General features: G+C 69.5%; 20 protein-coding genes. 6 read left to right on the top strand and 14 right to left on the bottom strand.

From position 1 onward, the window contains the following. Positions 1 to 11: 11 nt before the first annotated feature. Together AC1DB1_RS01015 and AC1DB1_RS01020 are read right to left on the bottom strand one after the other, a co-directional pair. Positions 12 to 1,250 (bottom strand): MFS transporter, encoded by a 1,239-nt coding sequence (locus tag AC1DB1_RS01015; RefSeq protein ID WP_477199462.1) that lies wholly within the window; start codon positions 1,248 to 1,250, stop codon positions 12 to 14. A gap of 61 nt (positions 1,251 to 1,311) precedes the next feature. After that, a complete protein-coding gene (locus tag AC1DB1_RS01020) occupies positions 1,312 to 1,773 on the bottom strand; it encodes a MarR family winged helix-turn-helix transcriptional regulator (protein WP_271177336.1) in 462 nt (153 codons plus the stop codon). 90 nt (positions 1,774 to 1,863) lie between these two features. Between AC1DB1_RS01020 and AC1DB1_RS01025 the strand changes: the two genes are divergently transcribed. After that, the gene (locus tag AC1DB1_RS01025; protein WP_477199463.1) at positions 1,864 to 3,363 is read left to right on the top strand and encodes an amino acid permease; all 1,500 of its coding nucleotides are present in this window, start codon (positions 1,864 to 1,866) and stop codon (positions 3,361 to 3,363) included. On the opposite strand, the gene AC1DB1_RS01030 is transcribed toward AC1DB1_RS01025, so the two are convergent. From AC1DB1_RS01030 to AC1DB1_RS01060, 7 genes are all read right to left on the bottom strand, one after another. Further along, entirely contained in the window at positions 3,336 to 3,983 is a 648-nt protein-coding gene (locus tag AC1DB1_RS01030; protein WP_271177338.1) for a class I SAM-dependent DNA methyltransferase, read from the bottom strand. The genes AC1DB1_RS01025 and AC1DB1_RS01030 overlap by 28 nt on opposite strands. A gap of 83 nt (positions 3,984 to 4,066) precedes the next feature. Next, entirely contained in the window at positions 4,067 to 4,210 is a 144-nt protein-coding gene (locus AC1DB1_RS01035; RefSeq protein WP_271177339.1) for a hypothetical protein, read from the bottom strand. A 273-nt stretch (positions 4,211 to 4,483) separates the two neighbouring features. Then, positions 4,484 to 4,873: a 50S ribosomal protein L7/L12 gene (gene rplL, locus AC1DB1_RS01040; protein ID WP_271177340.1), complete on the bottom strand. Its 390-nt coding sequence runs from the start codon at positions 4,871 to 4,873 to the stop codon at positions 4,484 to 4,486. Positions 4,874 to 4,932: 59 nt separating this feature from the next. Next, complete coding sequence (gene rplJ / locus AC1DB1_RS01045) at positions 4,933 to 5,448, bottom strand: 50S ribosomal protein L10 (RefSeq protein WP_271177341.1); 516 nt, start codon at positions 5,446 to 5,448, stop codon at positions 4,933 to 4,935. A gap of 256 nt (positions 5,449 to 5,704) precedes the next feature. After that, the gene (locus tag AC1DB1_RS01050; RefSeq protein WP_477199464.1) at positions 5,705 to 6,481 is read right to left on the bottom strand and encodes an alpha/beta fold hydrolase; all 777 of its coding nucleotides are present in this window, start codon (positions 6,479 to 6,481) and stop codon (positions 5,705 to 5,707) included. Then, complete coding sequence (locus AC1DB1_RS01055) at positions 6,478 to 8,169, bottom strand: sensor histidine kinase (RefSeq protein WP_477199465.1); 1,692 nt, start codon at positions 8,167 to 8,169, stop codon at positions 6,478 to 6,480. Before AC1DB1_RS01055 ends, AC1DB1_RS01050 begins: the two co-directional genes overlap by 4 nt. After that, positions 8,166 to 8,924 carry a response regulator transcription factor gene (locus tag AC1DB1_RS01060; RefSeq protein ID WP_271177383.1) on the bottom strand — a complete coding sequence of 253 codons (759 nt, stop codon included), beginning with the start codon at positions 8,922 to 8,924 and terminating at the stop codon, positions 8,166 to 8,168. Before AC1DB1_RS01060 ends, AC1DB1_RS01055 begins: the two co-directional genes overlap by 4 nt. A gap of 177 nt (positions 8,925 to 9,101) precedes the next feature. Here AC1DB1_RS01060 and AC1DB1_RS01065 point away from each other — a divergent pair, with 177 nt between their 5' ends. After that, positions 9,102 to 10,688 carry an ABC transporter permease gene (locus tag AC1DB1_RS01065; RefSeq protein WP_477199466.1) on the top strand — a complete coding sequence of 529 codons (1,587 nt, stop codon included), beginning with the start codon at positions 9,102 to 9,104 and terminating at the stop codon, positions 10,686 to 10,688. Between the two features lie 26 nt (positions 10,689 to 10,714). Then, positions 10,715 to 11,386: an ABC transporter ATP-binding protein gene (locus tag AC1DB1_RS01070; RefSeq protein ID WP_477199467.1), complete on the top strand. Its 672-nt coding sequence runs from the start codon at positions 10,715 to 10,717 to the stop codon at positions 11,384 to 11,386. Positions 11,387 to 11,512: 126 nt separating this feature from the next. On the opposite strand, the gene AC1DB1_RS01075 is transcribed toward AC1DB1_RS01070, so the two are convergent. From AC1DB1_RS01075 to AC1DB1_RS01095, 5 genes are all read right to left on the bottom strand, one after another. Beyond that, positions 11,513 to 12,130: a pentapeptide repeat-containing protein gene (locus tag AC1DB1_RS01075; protein ID WP_271177346.1), complete on the bottom strand. Its 618-nt coding sequence runs from the start codon at positions 12,128 to 12,130 to the stop codon at positions 11,513 to 11,515. A 128-nt stretch (positions 12,131 to 12,258) separates the two neighbouring features. Then, a complete protein-coding gene (locus AC1DB1_RS01080) occupies positions 12,259 to 13,305 on the bottom strand; it encodes a sugar phosphate isomerase/epimerase family protein (RefSeq protein ID WP_271177347.1) in 1,047 nt (348 codons plus the stop codon). Beyond that, positions 13,298 to 14,434 (bottom strand): Gfo/Idh/MocA family protein, encoded by a 1,137-nt coding sequence (locus tag AC1DB1_RS01085; protein WP_271177348.1) that lies wholly within the window; start codon positions 14,432 to 14,434, stop codon positions 13,298 to 13,300. Before AC1DB1_RS01085 ends, AC1DB1_RS01080 begins: the two co-directional genes overlap by 8 nt. 10 nt (positions 14,435 to 14,444) lie before the next feature. After that, positions 14,445 to 15,545 carry a Gfo/Idh/MocA family protein gene (locus tag AC1DB1_RS01090; RefSeq protein ID WP_271177349.1) on the bottom strand — a complete coding sequence of 367 codons (1,101 nt, stop codon included), beginning with the start codon at positions 15,543 to 15,545 and terminating at the stop codon, positions 14,445 to 14,447. Further along, entirely contained in the window at positions 15,542 to 16,285 is a 744-nt protein-coding gene (locus tag AC1DB1_RS01095; RefSeq protein WP_271177350.1) for a sugar phosphate isomerase/epimerase family protein, read from the bottom strand. The genes AC1DB1_RS01090 and AC1DB1_RS01095 overlap by 4 nt, the downstream gene beginning before the upstream one ends. 142 nt (positions 16,286 to 16,427) lie before the next feature. Between AC1DB1_RS01095 and AC1DB1_RS01100 the strand changes: the two genes are divergently transcribed. The 3 genes from AC1DB1_RS01100 (at position 16,428) to AC1DB1_RS01110 (ending at position 19,675) form a co-directional block, all read left to right on the top strand. Continuing rightward, positions 16,428 to 17,633, top strand: a complete 1,206-nt coding sequence (locus AC1DB1_RS01100) for an ROK family transcriptional regulator (RefSeq protein WP_271177351.1) — start codon at positions 16,428 to 16,430, stop codon at positions 17,631 to 17,633. Between the two features lie 141 nt (positions 17,634 to 17,774). Further along, complete coding sequence (locus AC1DB1_RS01105) at positions 17,775 to 18,929, top strand: Gfo/Idh/MocA family protein (protein ID WP_477199468.1); 1,155 nt, start codon at positions 17,775 to 17,777, stop codon at positions 18,927 to 18,929. Positions 18,930 to 18,931: 2 nt separating this feature from the next. Then, entirely contained in the window at positions 18,932 to 19,675 is a 744-nt protein-coding gene (locus tag AC1DB1_RS01110; RefSeq protein WP_373877138.1) for a ThuA domain-containing protein, read from the top strand. The last annotated feature ends 57 nt before the right edge of the window (positions 19,676 to 19,732 follow it).

Below are 19,732 nucleotides of genomic sequence, written 5' to 3' on the forward strand. Positions count from 1 at the left end.
TCAGGCGCGCGTCAGCTCGCGTCACCGACCGAGAGCGCCTCGGCCTCCTCGATCGCGGACTCCTCGACGCCGTCGACGCGCTTGAGGTGCTTGTGGCCGATGATGATCAGGGCGGTGGCGACCAGCACCGAGACCGCGCCGGCGAAGAACGGCGTCGACGGGGAGATCGAGCCGGCGAGGAGCGTGGCCGTGGGCGGAGCGATCGCACCGCCGAGGAACCGCACGCCGGAGTACGCGCTCGAGGCGACGGGCCGGGGCAGGTCGGTCGCCTCCATGACGCACTCGGTGAGCACGGTGTTCAGGATGCCCAGCAGCAGGCCGCCGACGATGACGCAGACGATGAGCCCGGCGAGCGAGCTGATGAGCAGGCCCGCAGCGAGCAGGTCGACGGCGAGCAGCGGCATCACGATCTGCAGCACGCGGGTGCGGGGCAGCCGGCTCGTCAGCACTGGAGCGCCCCAGACCGACGTGATGGCGAGCGCGAGTCCCCAGCCGAAGAAGATCAGGCCGAGCGTGATCGCGTCTTCGACGCCGAGCGGCACGAGGGCGAACGGCGTGTACGCGAGCAGCACGAAGAAGCCGATGTTGTAGAACAGCGCTGCCGCGGCGAGGAAGCCGAGCGCAGGCTTCGCGAGAGCGCGGAACGGCGCGGAGACCGAGGTCGGTACCGGCTTCTCCGGGTTCTTCTTGAGCAGCAGCACGATCGCGATGAAGCCGATCGCCATCAGCGTCGCGGTGCCGAAGAACGGACCGCGCCAGCTCCAGCTGCCGAGCAGACCGCCGAGCAGCGGGCCGATCGCGATGCCGAGGCCGAGCGCCGCCTCGTACAGGATGATCGCCGACGAGGTTCCGCCGGACGCCGCACCGACGATGGTCGCCAGCGCGGTCGAGATGAAGAGCGCGTTGCCGAGGCCCCAGCCGGCGCGGAAGCCGATGATCGACTCGACGTTCTGCGAGAGGCCGGCCGCGAGGGCGAAGACGACGATCAGCGCGAGGCCGATCAGGAGGGTCTTCTTGGCGCCGATGCGGCTGGAGATCCAGCTGCTGAAGAACATGGCGATGCCCGTGATGAGCAGGTAGCTCGTGAAGAGCATCTCGGTCTGCGTCGGGGTGGCCTCGAGGCTCTTGGCGATCGCGGGGAGGATGGGGTCGACGAGCCCGATGCCCATGAAGGCGATGACGGACGCGAAGGCGACCGCCCAGACGGCGGTCGGCTGTTTGAGGATGTTGTTGGGCTTGTCGTGGCTCATAGAGGTGCGTGTGCTCCGATGTGCGTTCGTGGTGTGGTGTGGTGAGTGAGCCGGACGGCGGTCAGCGGGCGCCGGCGAGTGCTTCGGTGGCGGCGGCCGAGAGGTCGACGCGGGAGCCGATGATGCGCACGGCGCTGCGGAGCGCCTCGACCTCGTCGTCGCCGAGGTCGGCGAAGAGCGGCACGAGCGCGGCCGAGAGCTGATCGCGCCAGGCCTTGAGCGCGGCGGCGCCCTTGGGCGTGATCGCGATCTGCCAGGCCCGTGCGTCATCGGTGTCGGCGATGCGCTTGACCCATTCCGCCTCGACGAGGTTGCGGACGATCTTGGTCATCGTCGGCTGCGACACCCTGCTGTTCGCGGCGAGTTCGCCGAGGCGCATGGCGCCGGAGGTCTGCAGCACGCTCAGCGTGCGCCAGGTGGCGGGCGACTCGGTGTTGCCGGTGACCCGCGCGGCGAGGCGCGCGAGGCGATGGCTGGCGACCACCAGGTCGCCGAGGATCTCATGGAGTTCGTTGTCGGGCATGCATCAATTATATATAGCTAGCCTATGCAAATCAAGCAGTCGTTCGTATTCTTGTTTGCGATATTTCTCATTCGATGCTTTACTACACGGATGCGCCGCCCGACTGAGCACGAGACCGTCGTCCGCCTCGCAGAACTCGAAGACGGGCCGGCCTATCACACCGGCCTCAAGCGCCGCCATATCCAGATGATCGCGGTGGGAGGGGCGATCGGAACGGGCCTCTTCCTCGGGGCCGGCGGGCGCCTGGCCTCCGCCGGGCCGAGCCTGCTCGTCGTCTACGCGGTGTGCGGGGTCTTCGCGTTCTTCATCCTCCGGGCGCTCGGCGAGCTCGTGCTGCACCGGCCCGACTCCGGCTCGTTCGTCTCGTACGCCCGCGAGTTCTACGGGGAGAAGCTCGCCTTCGTCACCGGCTGGATGTACTGGATCTACTGGGCGATGGTCGCGATCGTCGACGTCACCGCCATCGCCCTCTACTTCTCGTTCTTCGGCCGCTACGTCCCCTTCTTCTCCGTCGTGCCGCAATGGGCGTTCGCCCTGTTCGCACTGGTCGCCGTGCTGCTGCTGAACCTGCTGCCCGTCGTCGTCTTCGGGGAGCTCGAGTTCTGGTTCTCCGCCATCAAGGTCGGTGCCCTCGTCGTGTTCCTGGTGATCGGCATCCTGTTCGTGGTCCTCGGCACCCCGGTCGCCGGCCACTCCCCCGGGTTCTCGCTGATCGGCGACAACGGCGGGGTGTTCCCCAATGGAGTGCTGCCGACGGTGCTGGTGGTGCAGGGCGTCGTCTTCGCCTACGGCGCGATCGAGCTCGTCGGCACCGCGGCCGGTGAGACCGCCGACCCCCGCAAGACGCTGCCGCGAGCGATCAACACGGTCATCCTGCGCATCGGCATCTTCTACGTCGGCTCGGTGCTGCTGCTGTCGCTGCTGCTCCCGTTCGACGCGTACACCGCCGGCGAGAGCCCGTTCGTCACCTTCTTCGCCTCGATCGGGGTGGAGGGAGCCGACACGATCATGAACCTGGTCGTGCTCACGGCCGCCCTCTCCTCGCTGAACGCCGGGCTCTACTCGACCGGGCGCATCGCGCGGTCGCTGGCGCTGCGCGGAGCAGCGCCAGCCTTCACCGCCCGGCTCAGCCGGTCCGGGGTCCCGTACGGCGGAATCGGGGTGACCGCCGCGGTCGCGCTCCTCGGAGTCGGACTCAACGCGGTCGTGCCGGCCGAGGCCTTCGAGATCGGCATCAACCTGACCGCGATCGGAACGCTCACCACCTGGTCGGTCATCGTGCTCTGCCAGCTGCGGCTCCGGCGCAGCTCCGACCGGGGCGAGCTCCCCCGGTCGGCGTTCCGGATGCCCGGCGCGCCCTTCACGAGCTACCTCACGCTCGCCTTCCTGGTCGGCGTCGGAGTGCTCATCCTGTTCGACTACCCGAACGGGACCCTGACCTTCGGGGCGGCGATCGTCGTCGTCGTTCCGAGCCTGATCGCCGGGTGGTACGCGGTGCGCGGGCGGGTGCGTCGGCTGCAGGCGCTTCGCGCGGAGCGGGCGGAGCGGGCGGAGGAGTCCGACTACTCCGGCAGCGCAGCGAGCACGTAGGCCTGCGGCACCTTCTCGGGGGCGCGTGGCGCTCGCTCGAGCCACACGGTCTCGACCAGACCGGCCTCCGCCAGCAGCATCCGGATGCGCGCCGGCGACTGACGGTACGCGTCCAGCGCGATGTCGTGCCCGTACGCCTTCGTCAGGTGCACGACGTCGTCACCCACCTGGAAGGCGAGCAGCAGGAGGCCGCCCGGGCGGAGCACGCGGGCGAACTCGGCGAACAGCTCGCCCTGACGCTCGGGCGGTGTGTGGATGACCGAGTACCAGGCGACGGCGCCGGCGAGCTCGTCGCCGCCGAGCGGAAGCGCCGCCATGCTGCCGACCTCGAAGCGCAGACCAGGGTGGCTGCTGCGCGCCACGTCGATCATGCCGGGCGACAGGTCGATCCCGAAGGCATCGAGCCCCAGCTCGACGAGCTGCGCGGTGACGCGGCCGGGGCCGCAGCCCAGATCGGCGACAGCGCCTCCACCGGCGGCCAGCACCTCTTCGGCGAACGCCGAGAGCATCGCCCGGTCCAGGGGCTTGCTCGCGAGCTCGTCGCGCAGGAGCGCGGCGTAGTCGGACGCCACAGTGTCGTAGGCGAGACGGGTGGCGGCGACATCGGCGTGCTCGGACATGTGACCGAGCCTAGAGGCGGGGGGCGACAGAACGCACGAGTGCCCCCGGTTACCGGCCGGGGGCACTGTCGTGAGGATGGAGGCTACCGCAGGTTCGGCCCGAAGTGGGCGACGCTGCGGTAGAGATCCGGCGGGTGCGCGGCGCGCGCCCTGGCCTCACCGGAGAAGACGGCGACAGCGAGCTGTCGCCAGTATGCGGCGTAGTCACGCCAGTGATGGGTATTCATCGTGGTTCTTTCTGGATGTGCGTCCTTGCACACCGGCTGCACGCAAGTGATGACTCGCACGCAGGCGCGATCGGACGCGGGATGACCGCCCACCGGTCGGTGGACGGAGTCGGGCATCCGCGTCGTCGACGTCTCTTAACGCACAGAGGGCGTCGCCCCGTTGCGGGGGCGACGCCCTCACAACGCGGAATGCTTCGGTTAGGAAGGAGTCCGCGTCGCGCTATGCGTCAGGCGATGTCACCTGCGGCAGAAAGAGCCCCGATGGGGCACTGACTACTTGAGGGTGACGGTGGCGCCAGCCTCTTCGAGCTGAGCCTTCGCCTTCTCGGCGGTCTCCTTGTTGGCGCCCTCGAGCACGTTGCTCGGTGCACCGTCAACGAGGGCCTTGGCCTCACCGAGGCCGAGGCTGGTGAGGGCACGCACCTCCTTGATGACCTGGATCTTCTTCTCACCGGCCGACTCGAGGACGACGTCGAAGGAATCCTTCTCCTCGACCTCTTCGGCAGCGGCGCCAGCGCCACCGGCAGCCGGGGCGGCAACGGCGACGGGGGCGGCGGCGGTGACCTCGAAGGTCTCCTCGAACTTCTTCACGAACTCGCTCAGCTCGATGAGCGTGAGCTCCTTGAACGCGTCGAGCAGCTCGTCAGTCGACAGCTTTGCCATGATTTTCTCCTTAGTGTTTTCGTGTACTCAACCGCGTGGCAGTCATCCCGGGGGATGGACTACGCAGCGGACTCCTGCTTCTCACGCAGCGCGTCGACCGTGCGAACGGCCTGCGACAGCGGTGCGTTGAACAGATATGCGGCTCCGAACAGCGAGGCCTTGAAGGCGCCGGCGAGCTTCGCCAGCAGAACTTCACGAGACTCGAGGTCGGCGAGCTTGCCTACCTCTTCTGCGGTCAGCGGGTTACCGTCGAAGTAACCACCCTTGACCACCAGGAGAGGGTTTGCCTTGGTGAAGTCACGCAGCGACTTCGCGACGGCGACGGGGTCGCCGCTCACGAATGCGATCGCGGACGGGCCGACGAGCTCGTCATCGAACGACGAGATCCCCGCGTTGTTCGCGGCGATCTTGGTCAGCGTGTTCTTCACCACGGCGTACGTAGCGTGCTCACTGATCGAAGTGCGCAGCTGCTTGAGCTGAGCGACAGTGAGACCGCGGTACTCGGTCAGCAGAACGGCCGTCGAGGTCTTGAAGAGATCTTCAAGCTCGGCAACCGTGGCTTCCTTGTTCGCCATGGCCTACTCCTCTATGTTTGCGTCGCACACCGCGGAGGCGATGTGCGCCTCGACCACCGGGCAAGAAAAAAGCTCCGGCGCAAGGGCACGGAGCTGGCGACGCAGACAGGGCCTGCGAGACTTACTTCATACACCTGCGCGGGCCCCCACGTGAGTGGAACTTCGATCGTGCACTTGCGCGCACGACGACCAGCGGTCTTTGGCTCCGTACAGACTACGGGATGCCCGCGCCCTCGCGCAAATCCCGGCGGCCGCGTCAGCGGTGCGCGGCCAGGAAGGCGGCGATGTCGCCGGCGAAGTGCGGATGGAGCGGAACGCCGCCGTGCGCGCGGTCGCGGTAGACGATGTGCGTCGCGCGCGGCAGCCGCCTGGCCGTCTCGCGGCCCAGGTCGGCCGGATAGAAAATGTCGCGGCCGCCCGAGATCACGAGGGTCGGAGCGGCGACGCGACCGAGTCGGCCGAAGACGTCGTACTCGTCTTCGGCTCGGACCAGCGCGACGAGGCTCTCGGCGTCCTCGGGCGCGAGCGCCAGCCGAGCGACCATCCGGATCACGGGATCGAGGTGGCTCGAGTTCATCGTGGCGCTCGCGAGTTCCGCCGTGGCCCGACGATCCCCCGCCTCGAGGAGCGCCGCATACCGACGCTGCACGGCTCGGCCCCGCCCGCTCAGCCGCGCCGCGCCGGCGGCGACGACCAGCGTCGACACCAACTCCGGATGATCGACCGCGAGCTGCAGGGCGACGCTCGCGCCCGTCGACAGGCCCATCACCGCGACGGGCCCGTCGAAGCGGCGCCGGATGTGCCGGGCGTAGACCTCGGCGACCTCCGCCATGTCGAACGAGAACGGAAGGTAGGCGGGCCGGCCGACCGCTTCGACCCGCATGACGCGAGCGGGACCGCGAACGATCACCCGCTCGATCAGCAGATCGGCGCCGCGCGGATTGGCGACCTCGGCGGGAAGCGCCCTGATGAAGAGCAGCGGCGGCGAATCCACGCGCCCGTACGACGCGGTCGCGAGGATGTCCGGGATCACGGCAGGCGGTCGCCCGTCGTCTCCGGCTCCATCGGCTCCATCGGCTCAGGAGCCTCCGCGTCCGCGGCATCCGCATCCACGGCATCCGCAGCGGTCGCGGCATCCGCGTCATCCGCAGCGGTCGCGGCATCCGTGGCTTTCGGCGCCGGGGCGGGACCGTCGATCGGCAGCGACACGGTGAACACCGTCTCTCCCGGCTCGCTCACCACCGAGACCTCGCCGCCGTGCGCCTCGACGACGGCGTGCACGATCGCGAGGCCGAGACCCGTCGATCCTGTGGCACGGTTGCGCGAGCCGTCCCCGCGGGCGAACCGCTCGAAGAGCGTCGCCTGCAGGTCTTCCGGGATGCCCGGACCGTTGTCGGTCACCGTGATCAGCGCGCGTCCGGCCTCGCGGTCCTCGGCGAGCGCGGCGACGACGCGGGTGCCCTCCGGGGTGTGGACGCGGGCATTCGCCAGCAGATTGACGACGACCTGCTGCAACCGTGCACGGTCTCCGATGATCTCCACGGGCTCGTCGGGCAGCGAGATCGACCAGTTGTGGTCGGGACCGGCCGCGTGGGCGTCGCCGAGCGCGTCGATCAGGAGCATCGACAGGTCGACGGGATCCCGGTCGAGCTCGCGGCCCTCGTCGAGCCGCGCGAGCAGCAGCAGATCCTCGACCAGCGATGTCATGCGCGTCGCCTCGGACTCGATGCGCCCGAGCGAGCGGGTCACGTCGGTCGGCAGCTCGTGCGGGGATCGGCGGGTGAGCTCGGCGTATCCACGAATCGACGCGAGCGGCGTGCGCAGTTCGTGGCTGGCGTCCGCCACGAACCGGCGGACCTTCTGCTCGCTGGCCTGGCGGGCGGTGAGGGCGGATGCGACGTGGCCGAGCATCCGGTTCAGTGCGGAGCCGACCTTGCCGACCTCGGTGTGGGGGTCGGTGTCGGCCTCGGGCACGCGCACCGAGAGCGCGACGTCGCCGCGGTCGAGCGGCATCTCGGCGACCGCCTGCGCGGTGGCGGTGACGCGGTCGAGCGGACGCATCGCCAGTCGCACGATGAAGCTGGCCAGGAGGAACGCGAAGATCAGCCCGGCGAGGGTGACGAGCGCGATCACCAGCGTCAGCTGGCTGACCGTGGCGTTCACCTCGCTGAGCGGCAGCCCGATGATCACCGAGTCGCCGTTGGTGAGCTCGGCCGCGGCCACGCGGTAGTCGCCGAGCGTCGAACCCAGGTTGACCGTGCGCGGCTGGCGATCGGCCGGGATCGTGAGCAGGTCGTGGGTCACGATCGGGACGACCTGCGGGGCGGCCGGGGTGGACGGCGCGGTCGTCGGGCGGTCGCGCAGGATGACCGGGTACAGCAGCATCTGGCCGCTGCGCACCACGCCGAAGGTCCCGACCGGCTGGCCGGGGGTGTTCACGATGCGCACCACGTCGGGCCCGGTCGGCGAGTCGCCGTAGACCTGGTCGGCCGCGTGCTGGCCGCGATCGACGGCGCTGGTGAGCTGCCCGTCGAGGCGGTCCATCAGGTAACCCTGCAGAGCGAAGACGCTCACCGTGCCGATCGCGGCGCCCAGCACAGCGAGCATCGCGACCACGACGAGCACGACCCGGCTGCGCAGCGTCCACGACCGGAAACGGCGGAGCCGTTCGAATCGCGCGCGCATCGAGGTGCCGCCGTTCGACGGGACGGCACTCGTCACGTCGCCGCCTTGACCATGTACCCGGCTCCGCGCACGGTGTGGATCATCGGCGTGCGACCGGAGTCGATCTTCTTGCGCAGGTAGGAGATGTACAGCTCCACGACGCTGGACGAGCCGCCGAAGTCGTAGCTCCACACCCGGTCGAGGATCTGCGTCTTGCTCAGCACGCGACGCGGGTTGCGCATCAGGAAGCGCAGCAGCTCGAACTCGGTGGCGGTGAGCTGGATGGGATCGCCGTCGCGGTGCACCTCGTAGCTGTCCTCGTCGAGCACGAGGTCGCCGACGATGAGCACGGGATCGTTCTGGTCGGCGACGGCGGCGCGCGACCGGCGCAGCAGTCCGCGGAGGCGTGCGACCAGCTCCTCGAGGCTGAACGGCTTGGTGACGTAGTCGTCGCCCCCGGCGGTCAGCCCGGCGATGCGGTCGTCGAGCGAGTCCTTGGCCGTGAGGAAGAGCACGGGCGCCTCGTTGCCGTCCGCGCGCATCCGGGACAGCACCTGCAGGCCGTCGATGTCGGGGAGCATGATGTCCAGAACGACCACGTCCGGCTTGAACTCGCGCGAGATGGCGAGAGCCTGCTGTCCGTTCGACGCGGTCTTCACCTCCCAGTCCTCGTAGTGCAGGGCCATCGACAACAGGTCGGTGAGGGTGGCCTCGTCGTCGACGACGAGCACGCGGATGGAGCTGCCATCCGCCCGCCGGAGGAGGCTTCGGGTCTGGCTGGGGGCGGCGCCGGTGGCAGCGCGGGAGTTCATGGTCACCTTTCCCATTATCGCGAGCGGTCTCCGCACGCACTATGAGCAACCTATGTGAAGTCTGTGAACCCGGTCCGCACCGGCACAGCGAAACCATAGCTTCGGCACAGTGCGCCCATAACGCCTGTGCTTAACGTCGCCCCGAACCCTTCGAATCCGAGAGAAAACGGAAGCCACATGTTCGGGACTTACCTGCGGCGCGAGCTCGTCAACCGCCGCAAACAGACGATCATCATCGCGGTGGGCATGGCCCTCGCGATCGCGCTCGTCATCATCGTCAATTCGGTCTCGGCCGGCGTGAAGCAGGCTCAGGCCAGCGTTCTGGAGTCGGTCTACGGGGTGGGCACCGACATCACGGTCACCGAACCCGCCACCGCGCAGGCGGCGACCGCGCAGCAGGGGCAGGGCGGCGGACCGCGCTTCGACTTCGGCGCCAGCGCCGGGAGTGACACGGGTACCGCACGCAAGGTCGACACCTCGCGCCTCGAGGCCACCCGCGGGGCGACCACGATGGCGGACACCACGCTGGCGACCGTGCAGAAGGTCGACAACGTCAAGTCGGCCGCCGCCGTCCTGTCGCTCACCAACACCAGCTTCAGCGGAACCCTCCCGAACTTCCAGCAGCTCCGCGAGCAGCGCCAGGCCGCAGGAGGCGCGGGCGGCACCGAGACCCAGCCGACCGCTCCTCCGACCGGCGGTTCCGACGGAGCCGGCGGCAGCTCGTTCACCGTCGACTCGTTCTCGGTGCTCGGGCTCGACCCGGCCGGCAAGGCGGTCGGCCCCCTCGCCTCCGTCACCCTGACCGGCGGCCGCACCTTCACCTCGGCAGACGCGGGCAAGGATGTCGTCGTCCTCGACGCCGCCTACGCCAAGACCGCGAGCAAGGCCGTCGGCGACACGGTCACCGTCGGGGGCACCGCGTTCAAGGTCATCGGTATCGTGGCCGCGACCGGCAGCGACTCCACCACGGCGGCCAACACGTACATCCCCCTGGATGTCGCGCAGAAGCTCTCCGGCGAGACGAGCAAGGTCACCTCGGTGTACGTCACGGCCGCCTCTGCCAGCGACATCGACCAGATCAAGACCGACCTGACCAAGGCTCTCCCGAAGGCCACCGTGAGCACGCAGGCCGACCTGGCCTCGAGCGTCTCCGGATCGCTCGGCACGGCGGGTGAGCTCATCGCGAACCTCGGCACCTGGCTCTCGATCATCGTGCTCGCAGCGGCGTTCCTCATCGCCATCCTCTTCACCATCTCCGGCGTCACCCGGCGCACCCGCGAGTTCGGAACCCTCAAGGCGATCGGCTGGAGCAACGGCCGCATCACCGGGCAGGTGGCCGGCGAGTCCGTGGTGCAGGGCGTCATCGGCGGCGTGATCGGAATCGCCGTCGGCCTCCTCGGCGTGCTGATCATCAACCTGGTCGCGCCCACCCTCTCCGGCGGCATCGGCAACGGCTTCGCCACCGCCGCCGGAGGCACCGGCCGTGCCGTAACGGGCGCCGGCGCGGGAACCGGCACCGGCGGCGCGGAGGGCGCCGCCGGTGGCGGATTCGGCGGAGGCGGTTTCGGCGGAGGCGCCTTCCAGGGCGCGAGGACCGCGGCGACCCAGGCCGCGACGGACATCGCACTCCACGCCCCGGTCACCCTCTGGATCATCCTGATCGCCGTCGGCCTCGCCGTTCTCGGCGGTCTGATCGCCGGCGCCATCGGTGGATGGCGCGCATCCCGCCTGCGCCCGGCCGCGGCGCTCCGCTCGGTCGCCTAGCCGCCTTCGCTTCAAGGAGAAGAGACATGTACACCCTCACCAACGTCACCAAGACGTACACCCAGTCGAAGCGCAGGGTCACGGCTCTCAACGACGTGACGCTCGAGATCCCGGATGGCCAGCTGGTCGCGATCCAGGGCCCGACGGGCGGCGGCAAGTCCACCCTGCTGCAGATGCTCGGCGCCCTCGACCGGCCGACCTCCGGCTCGGTCGTGCTCGAGAAGGCGAGCCTCTCCGGCCTCGGTGACGGCAAGCTCACCGCGATCCGGGCCAACGAGATCGGCTTCGTGTTCCAGGGCTTCAACCTGATCCCCACCCTCACCGCGCAGGAGAACGTGGAGACGGCGCTGGCCCCGCTCAAGGTCGGCGCCGAGGATCGCAAGCGACGCGCGGCCGAAGCACTCGCCTCGGTCGGTCTCGCCGACCGCGGCAGTCATTTGCCGTCGGAGCTGTCCGGCGGTCAGCAGCAGCGCGTCGCCATCGCCCGCGCGCTGGTCAAGGACCCGGATGTGCTGCTGGCCGACGAGCCGACGGGAAACCTCGACGAGGAGACCCGCGACGAGATCATGGACCTGCTCGAGGGCCTGTGGCGCGACCGGGGTCTCACGCTGATCATCGTGACGCACGACTCCGCCGTGGCGCGGCGCGCGCAGCGCCGCCTGCACATCAAGCACGGCCAGGTGAAGGACGTGGCGTAGCCGCCGACACGGTCCGCGACGAGTCACAACTCCGGAAGATTCGACCCCGCCGGGTCGGTTCTTCCGGAGTTGTGCCGTTCGAGGCGGCGCGTCGACCGAAGGTTCCGGAATTGCGCCGCGGGCGGCCTACGGAAGAACGACCAGCCCGAGTGCTTCCACGATCGCGACCGCCTGGCGCTCGTCGATCGTGGCACCGGTCAGCGTGACCGTCTGCGGGTCGATGCCGCCCAGGTCGCTGCCCTGCAGGTTGGCGCCGCTGAAGTCGGCTCGTTCGAACGCGGACGCCGAGAGGTCGCAGCCGACGATCGTCGCGCCACGGCACCGTGAGCGCGACAGATCGGCTTCGCGCAGCCGCACCCCGTCGAAGTCCGCCCCGCCCAGGTCGGCGCCGGAGAGCCCGACGAACGACCAGTTGCCGCCCTTCACCTTCAGCAGGCCGAAGTCGCAGGCGTCGAACGTGCTTCCGGTGAGCTTGCAGCGCTCGAAGGTGGCGTCGAAGAAGTTGCTGCGGCTGAAGGCGCAGTTCACGAACGCGCTGTCGGTGTGCGTGCTGACGTTGAAGCGCACGTTGGTGAAGGTGCACTCGGTGAACACGGTCGCGCGGCTGGTGAGCTCCGTCATGTCGACGTCGACGAACGCGACCCTGGTGTACTCGACCGCATCGAGATCGCGGCCGTACCAGTCCGCCCCGCGCACCGTCGTGTCGGTCAGGTCTTCGGGCGCGGGTTCGGGAGCGTCAGGCATGCGTCCATCCAATCATCGACGGCCGACGCACGACGGCCGACGCACGACGGCCGACGCACGACGGCCGACGGCGCCGACCTCGGCCGGCGCCGTCGAACTGCCGCTGAGGGCCGAAGCCCCGCCGAGCATCAGTCCTGGTTGCTGAACGCGGCGTCGAACGACGCGGTCGGCTGCTTCCAGAGCAGCGAGCGGATATAGCCGACAGCCTCTTTCGCGCCGTGCAGGCGGTCCATGCCCGCATCCTCCCACTCGATCGAGATCGGTCCGGTGTAGCCGATCGACTCGAGCGCGCGGAAGGAGTCCTCCCACGGCACGTCGCCGTGCCCGGTCGAGACGAAGTCCCAGCCGCGACGCGGGTCGCCCCAGGGCAGGTGCGAGCCGAGCACGCCGGCACGGCCGTTCTTCGGGCGCAGGCGCGTGTCCTTGCAGTCCACGTGGTAGATGCGGTCTTTGAAGTCGACGATGAAGCCGACCGGGTCGATGTCCTGCCACATCATGTGACTCGGGTCCCAGTTGAAGCCGAAGGCCTCGCGGTGGTCGATGACCTCGAGCGAACGGACGCTCGACCAGTAGTCGTAGGCGATCTCCGACGGGTGAACCTCGTGGGCGAACCGCACACCCTCACCGTCGAACACGTCGAGGATGGGGTTCCAACGGTCGGCGAAGTCCTGGTAGCCGGCGTCGATCACGTCGGCGGGAACCGGCGGGAACTGGGCGACGTACGGCCAGATCTTCGAGCCCGTGAAGCCGACGACCGTGTCGACGCCGAGGCGCCGCGCGACCTTCGCGGTGAGCTTGAGCTCCTCGGCGGCGCGCTGACGCACGCCCTCCGGCTCGCCGTCGCCCCACACCTTCGAGCCGACGATCGCCTGGTGGCGGAAGTCGATCGGGTCGTCGCAGACGGCCTGCCCCTTGAGGTGGTTCGAGATCGCCCACACCGTGAGCCCGTACTTGTTCAGGATGTCGAGCCGGCCCTGCAGGTACTCGTCGTCCTCCGCAGCGCGCCACACGTCGAGGTGCTCTCCCGAGCAGGCGATCTCGAGGCCGTCGTAGCCCCACTCGCTCGCGTACTTCGCGACCTCTTCGAGCGTGAGGTCGGCCCACTGCCCGGTGAAGAGCGTGACCGGATGCGTGCTCGCGAGCTCTGATCCTGTGGTGTTCGCGGTGTCAGTCATCGTGTGTTCCCATCTCGATCCAGGTGCCGGACTCCGCGGAGTCGAGCACGGCATCCGTGACCCGCACGGCCCGCAGACCGTCGGTGAAGCGCGGCAGACCCTCGGGGTCGGCGCCGCCGATCGCCGCGTACGTGTCGGCGACGAATGCGTTGAACGCGTCCTGATAGCCCTGCGGATGCCCGGAGGGGACGACGCACAGTCGTGCCGCGTCGGCGGCGAGCTGATCGGCGTCGCGCGGGATCAGCAAGCTGCCCGCACGCTTGCCCACCCACAGGGTCTCCGGCTGCTCCTGATCGAAGACGACGCTCTCGGCGCTGCCGGAGATCTCGAGGAGGAGCCGGTTCTTGCGGCCGGGCGCGACCTGCGACACAAGCAGGGTGCCGAGGGCGCCGGAGCGGGTCTCGATCACGACCGCGACCGCGTCTTCCGTGGTGATGGCCGCGTGCGACGCACGCTCGGAGAACACGGTGCGCTTCGTAGCCGCGACCCGCGAGACGCGGTCGCCGCTGACGAACTCGACCAGGTCTACGAGGTGCGATCCGATGTCGGCGAAGGCGCGCGAGCGCCCGCCGAGCACCGAGTCGACGCGCCAGTTGTCGTCGTCGACGCCGAGCAGCCAGTCCTGCAGGTACGAGGCGTTGATGCTGAGCACCTGACCGGCCTCGCCCGAGCGGAAGCGCGCTCGCGCCTCGCGCACCATGGGGTGGAAGCGGTAGGCGAACGGAACGGTCGCCGTGAGCGTTCCGGCTGCGGCCACGAGGGCCTCGGCGTCGGCGACCGTCGTCGTCAGCGGCTTCTCGCACACGACGTGCTTGCCGGCCGCGAGCACCGCCGCCGCCTGCTCCGCGTGCAGCGCGTTGGGCGTGCACACGTGTACGACGTCGATGCTGTCGTCGGCCAGGAGTTGATCGAGCGAGTCGTACGCTCGGTCGAAACCGAGCGACTCGGCCACCCGGGCTGACTTCTCCGGGCTCGAGGACACCACGCCGACCAGGTCGGCCCTGGCGGCACGGGCCGCCCGGGAATGGACCTCGGCCATGAATCCGCCGCCGACGATCGCGGTGCGCAGGCGCGGCACCGCGATCGCCTCCGTGCGGCTGAGGCCGCCGTCGGTCTCGTTCTGCGCCATCGGCCCGCCCTTAGAGCGTCGCCGCCTTCGGGTCCCAGTCCTCGGGGAGGGCGGGCGCGACTGCGACCGTGCTCTCCACGTCGACGGGGTGACCCGAAAGTCCGGCCTCGATGGTCGACACCATGACATCGAGCACGTGGTAGGCCTGCTCGCCGGAGGCGCGCTCCGGCACACCCGCCCGGATGGCCCTGGCCAGCTCGACGACGCCGGTCCCGCGGCTGCTCGTGGAGCCGGTCGCCGGGATCGTCTCGATGCCGTCGGCGCCGTGCACGATGAGGTCGCCCTCGAAGGTGTTGGGGTCGGGGACGACGACGGTTCCGTCGGCGCCGGCCACCTCGAACTGGGTACGGCCGAGCTTGGAGTCGAAGCTGAAGACGCTCTGCGCCGTCTGGCCGCTCTCGAACTGATAGAGCGCACTGACGTGCGTCGGCACGGTGACCTCGAACTCCTCGCCCGCACGGGGGCCGGAGCCGATGATCCGCTTCTCGCGAGCCTTCGAGGCGACCGCGCTGACGCGGGCGACCGGGCCGAAGAGCTGAACGAGGGCCGTCAGGTAGTACGGGCCGATGTCGAACAGCGGGCCGGCACCCTCCTGGAAGAGGAAGTCGGGGTTGGGGTGCCACGACTCGGGGCCGGGCGACTGCATCAGCGTGAGCGCAGTGAGCGGAACGCCAATGCTGCCGTTCTCGATCAGGCGACGAGCGGACTGGATGCCGGCGCCGAGGAAGGTGTCGGGCGCCGTCGCGACGCGCAGCCCCTTCTCGTGGGCGACCTCGAGCAGCTTCTGGCCGCTCACGCGATCGAGGGAGAACGGCTTCTCGCTCCACACGTTCTTGCCTGCCTCGAGCACCTGCAGCGCGACCTCGACGTGCACCTTGGGAAGGGTCAGGTTGACCACGATCTCGATGCCGTCGTCGGCGAGCAGCTCCTCGACCGTTCCCGAAGCGGGAATGCCGAAGGCCTCGGCCTGAGCACGTGCCCGCTCGAGGTCGATGTCGGCGACGAAGCGCACCTCGAGGTCGGGGAACGACGTCAGATTGGTGAGGTATTCCTTGCTGATGACCCCGGCTCCGATGATGCCGACGCCGACGCGACCGGTGCCGGCGCTCACGCGAGACCCTTGGAGGTGAGGAAGGCGTAGCTGTCGGCGACGGCCTGGAAGCGGTCGCCGCGGGAGTCGTCGAGCTCGATGACGCGGAGGGCGTTCGGCGCGGCGGCGATGATCTCCTCGACCGGCAGCGAGCCCTGGCCGACAGCCACCTGGTCCTTGGTCTCGGTGGTGCCGGGGCCGTCCTTGACGTGCAGCGCGACGACGCGGTCGCCGAACTTCTTCAGCAGCGCGACCGGGTCGTGGCCACCGACGGCGACCCAGTAGGTGTCGACCTCGAGCACGACCGCCGGGTCGAGCTTGCTCTCGAAGTACTCGAAGGCGGTGACGCCGTCGATCGTGTTCTCGAGCTCGTGTGCGTGGTTGTGATAGCCGACGCGCACGCCGTAGCGGGCGGCGACCTCGGCGGCGGCGTTGAGCTGGGAGGCGATCTCGTCGACGCTCTCCGCGGTCTGCCACCGCTCGGGGGCGACGAACGGGTCGATGACCGTCTCGATGCCGAGCGCCTTGGCGGCCTCGAAGACCGGCTCGAGGTCACCGCCGATGAAGCTCTGGTGGGTGGTCGGCGCCGTGAGGCCGGCCTCGCTGAGGCCACGACCGAGGTCGTCGCCGAAGGACAGGAATGCAAAGGGCTCGACCTGGGTGAACCCCAGGTCGGCGATGCGCTTGAGCGTGCCTACCGTGTCTTCCGTGAGAAGTTCACGAACGGTGTAGAGCTGCACGGAGAGTTTGGACGTCGACACTGTTCTCCTCGTCGAGTGATTCTGTGGATCGCGCTCAGGGCGCGACGTCTATTCAATCAGACTTCTGTCGCATGTCAATCAAAAGTTGGCTGATGAATGTCATACTTTGTCCACTCGCGCAGCCTTGTGCTTATATGTCCTCATGACCGACAGCGCGCGTGAGGCATCGCTCGTCGCGCCCGACGCCGCCCCGCTGTTGTCGATCCTGCGTGACGGGATCCCGCGCACCCGCGCGCAGCTGGCCGAGCTCACCGGTCTCGCCCGCTCGACCATCGCCGTGCGCATCGACAGCCTCACCGCCGCCGGTCTCGTCGCGCCCGCCGGCGACGATGTCTCTACCGGTGGCCGCCCTCCGGCGCGCATCCGGTTCAACCCGGATTCGCGCGTCGTGATCGCCATCGACCTCGGCGCCACCCACGGGGTCGTCGCCATCGCCGACCTCGCGGGCACCATGCTGCACAGCGACTCGCGGCGCATCCAGATCTCGGACGGACCCGAGCCGGTGCTCGACTGGGCGCTGGCCACGGCGTCCGGGCTGTTCGCGGAGTCGGGGCGACCGCTCGGCGATCTCATCGGCATCGGCATCGGAGTGCCGGGACCGGTCGAGCACTCCACCGGGACGCCGGTGAACCCGCCGATCATGCCGGGCTGGGACCGGTTCGACATCCCTGCCTATGTGCACCGCACGTTCGACGTCCCCGTCCTCGTCGACAACGACGTCAACCTGCTCGCGCTCGGCGAGCACGCCACCAGCTGGCCGGAGCAGTCCGACCTCCTGTTCGTGAAGGTCGCGACCGGCATCGGCGCCGGCATCATCAACGGCGGCCGCCTGCAGCGCGGAGCACAGGGCTCCGCGGGAGACCTCGGTCACGTCCGCGTTCCGTTCGGGGCCGAGACCCCGAGCCACGGCGCTCAGGATGCCGACCTCGAAGCCCTCGCCAGCGGTCCGGCCATCGCCCGCGCTCTCACCGCGATCGGGATCCCGGCCACGACGAGCGACGACGTCGTGACCCTCGCCCGCACAGGCAACCCCGCCGTGCTGCAGGCCATCCGCCAGGCCGGCCGCGATCTCGGGGAGGTCGTCGCGACCTGCGTCAACCTGCTCAACCCGTCCGTGGTCGTGGTCGGCGGGAGCCTCTCACGGGTCGGAGAGCAGCTGCTCGCCGGCGTGCGCGAGGTCGTGTACCAGCGGTCCACTCCGCTCGCCACCCAGTACCTCACCATCACCCACTCACGTGCCGGGGCGACCGGCGGCGTGCTCGGGGCGGCGATCATGGTGATCCAGCACGCGCTGGACCCGGATGCCGACCGCCACTCCCCCGCGCCGTCCAGATCCCTCGGCCGCTGACCGGAGGGCCCTCTGGATATCGGCGGCCTGGCGTGATCGAATCGTTTCGACCACTCGTTCGCCCACACTCCCGTTCAGACCCGACACCCCACCCATCCACAACAGAGAATCCATCCACAACAGAGAATCGGAAGGACCGTCGTGAGCACCACTGCGGCACACTCAGGTAAAACGCTCCGCGCGGGCGTCATCGGACTCGGCTGGGCCGGGCAGCAGCACATGGAGGCGTATTCGACGCTCCCCGGTGTCGAGCTCGTCGCGATCGCCGGCATGGAGGACGAGCCGCGCGCCGCCCTCGGCGAGAAGTACGGGCTCACACGCCTCTACCGCGACTGGAAGGAGCTGGTGGCCGACGGCGACCTCGACGTGGTCAGCGTCGCCGTCCCGACCTTCCTGCACGCCCCCATCGCCGTCGGAGCACTCGAGGCGGGAATCCACGTGCTCAGCGAGAAGCCGATCGCGCGCACGGCGAGCGAGGCGCAGGCGATGGTCGACGCCGCGCACGCCAGCGGCCGCGTGCTCGAGGTGGCGTTCAACCACCGCCGGCGCGGCGACATCGAGGCCCTCAAGAAGGCGATCGACGACGGCACGATCGGCCGCCCGTACCACGGTCGCGCCGTCTGGCTGCGGCGTTCGGGCATCCCCGCCCTCGGCAGCTGGTTCACCAATCGCGAGATGGCAGGCGGCGGCCCCCTCATCGACATCGGCGTGCACGTGCTCGACTACGCACTGTTCCTCTTCGGCGAGCCGAAGGTCATCGCCGTGTCCGCCGTCACCCACTCCGAGCTCGGCACCCGCGGGCGCGGCGGCGCGGTCGCCGACAAGGTGAACGTCGGCTCCGCGTACGAGGTCGAAGACCTCGCCAGCCTGCTGCTCCGTCTCGAAGGCGGCGGCTCGCTCGTTCTCGAGACCAGCTGGGCGGCGTACCGTCCCGCCGGCGACGAGTTCGGCATCACGATCTACGGAACGGAGGGCGGCGCCGATCTGCGCGTCGTCGACTACGCCCCCGCCGGCGAGCTCAGCCTGTTCACCGGCGACGGCGAGGCCAGCTCCGACATCCGCGTCGCCGCCGACCCGGGCCGGGGTCACAACGCCGTGGTCGAGACGTTCCTCGAGCACGTCGCCGACGAGGGGAACTGGTCGCAGTACGACGGCTCGCTCGCCCTCGACCGCGCCCGCATCATCGACGCCGCCTACGAGTCGGCGACCCGCGGAGCCGAGGTGCGCCTCGACGCCGAACCCGGCCACGAGGCCGACTCCACCAGCAACACCGTCACCGCTTCGAAGGGAGTCTGAGCATGCCCGCACTGCGCGTCACCGTCTGGAACGAAGGGGTGCACGAGAGCACCCAGCCGGCCATCGCCGCCGTCTACCCGACAGGGATCCATGGCGCCATCGCCGAGGGCCTCACCGAGCTCCTCGGGCCGGACGCGAGCATCCGCACCGCCACGCTCGCCGACCCCGAGCACGGCCTGAGCGAGGAGGTGCTCGCTCAGACCGACGTGCTTCTCTGGTGGGGCCACATCGCACACGACCAGGTGGCCGACGAGGTCGTCGAGCGGGTGCGGCAGCACGTGCTCGCCGGCATGGGCCTGATCGTGCTGCACTCCGGGCACTTCTCGAAGATCTTCATCCGGATGCTCGGAACCACGTGCTCGCTGGCCTGGCGCAACCCGGAGGGCGGCGAACGCGAGCTCGTCTGGAACGTCAACCCCACGCATCCGATCGCCGAGGGCATCGAGCAGCCGATCGTGATCGAGGCCCAGGAGATGTACGGCGAGTTCTTCGACATCCCGACGCCCGACGATCTGGTCTTCATCAGCTCGTTCACCGGGGGCGAGGTCTTCCGCTCCGGTGTCACGTTCACCCGCGGCCGCGGAAAGATCTTCTACTTCAGCCCCGGCGACCAGGAGTACCCGGTGTACTTCCACCCGCAGGTGCGGCGTGTGCTCGCCAATGGCGTGCGCTGGGCGGCGCCGGTCGCTGGGCCGCGTCGCGCTCCGGAGGTCTCGAATCCGGATGCGGGCGTCTGGCCCCGCTGAGAGCGGTGACGGGGCGCGCGGAGATCTTCGGGGGCATGACCGCGCGCCCCTTCCTGT

The organism is Leifsonia sp. 10N434 (assembly GCF_056394405.1).

Excerpts from the sequence above, each read along its gene's own strand:
- AC1DB1_RS01015 (WP_477199462.1), bottom strand. The coding sequence starts at position 1,250 with ATGAGCCACGACAAGCCCAACAACATCCTCAAACAGCCGACCGCCGTC.
- AC1DB1_RS01020 (WP_271177336.1), bottom strand. The coding sequence starts at position 1,773 with ATGCCCGACAACGAACTCCATGAGATCCTCGGCGACCTGGTGGTCGCC.
- AC1DB1_RS01025 (WP_477199463.1), top strand. The coding sequence starts at position 1,864 with ATGCGCCGCCCGACTGAGCACGAGACCGTCGTCCGCCTCGCAGAACTC.
- AC1DB1_RS01030 (WP_271177338.1), bottom strand. The coding sequence starts at position 3,983 with ATGTCCGAGCACGCCGATGTCGCCGCCACCCGTCTCGCCTACGACACT.
- AC1DB1_RS01035 (WP_271177339.1), bottom strand. The coding sequence starts at position 4,210 with ATGAATACCCATCACTGGCGTGACTACGCCGCATACTGGCGACAGCTC.
- rplL (WP_271177340.1), bottom strand. The coding sequence starts at position 4,873 with ATGGCAAAGCTGTCGACTGACGAGCTGCTCGACGCGTTCAAGGAGCTC.
- rplJ (WP_271177341.1), bottom strand. The coding sequence starts at position 5,448 with ATGGCGAACAAGGAAGCCACGGTTGCCGAGCTTGAAGATCTCTTCAAG.
- AC1DB1_RS01060 (WP_271177383.1), bottom strand. The coding sequence starts at position 8,924 with ATGAACTCCCGCGCTGCCACCGGCGCCGCCCCCAGCCAGACCCGAAGC.
- AC1DB1_RS01065 (WP_477199466.1), top strand. The coding sequence starts at position 9,102 with ATGTTCGGGACTTACCTGCGGCGCGAGCTCGTCAACCGCCGCAAACAG.
- AC1DB1_RS01070 (WP_477199467.1), top strand. The coding sequence starts at position 10,715 with ATGTACACCCTCACCAACGTCACCAAGACGTACACCCAGTCGAAGCGC.
- AC1DB1_RS01075 (WP_271177346.1), bottom strand. The coding sequence starts at position 12,130 with ATGCCTGACGCTCCCGAACCCGCGCCCGAAGACCTGACCGACACGACG.
- AC1DB1_RS01080 (WP_271177347.1), bottom strand. The coding sequence starts at position 13,305 with ATGACTGACACCGCGAACACCACAGGATCAGAGCTCGCGAGCACGCAT.
- AC1DB1_RS01085 (WP_271177348.1), bottom strand. The coding sequence starts at position 14,434 with ATGGCGCAGAACGAGACCGACGGCGGCCTCAGCCGCACGGAGGCGATC.
- AC1DB1_RS01100 (WP_271177351.1), top strand. The coding sequence starts at position 16,428 with ATGACCGACAGCGCGCGTGAGGCATCGCTCGTCGCGCCCGACGCCGCC.
- AC1DB1_RS01110 (WP_373877138.1), top strand. The coding sequence starts at position 18,932 with ATGCCCGCACTGCGCGTCACCGTCTGGAACGAAGGGGTGCACGAGAGC.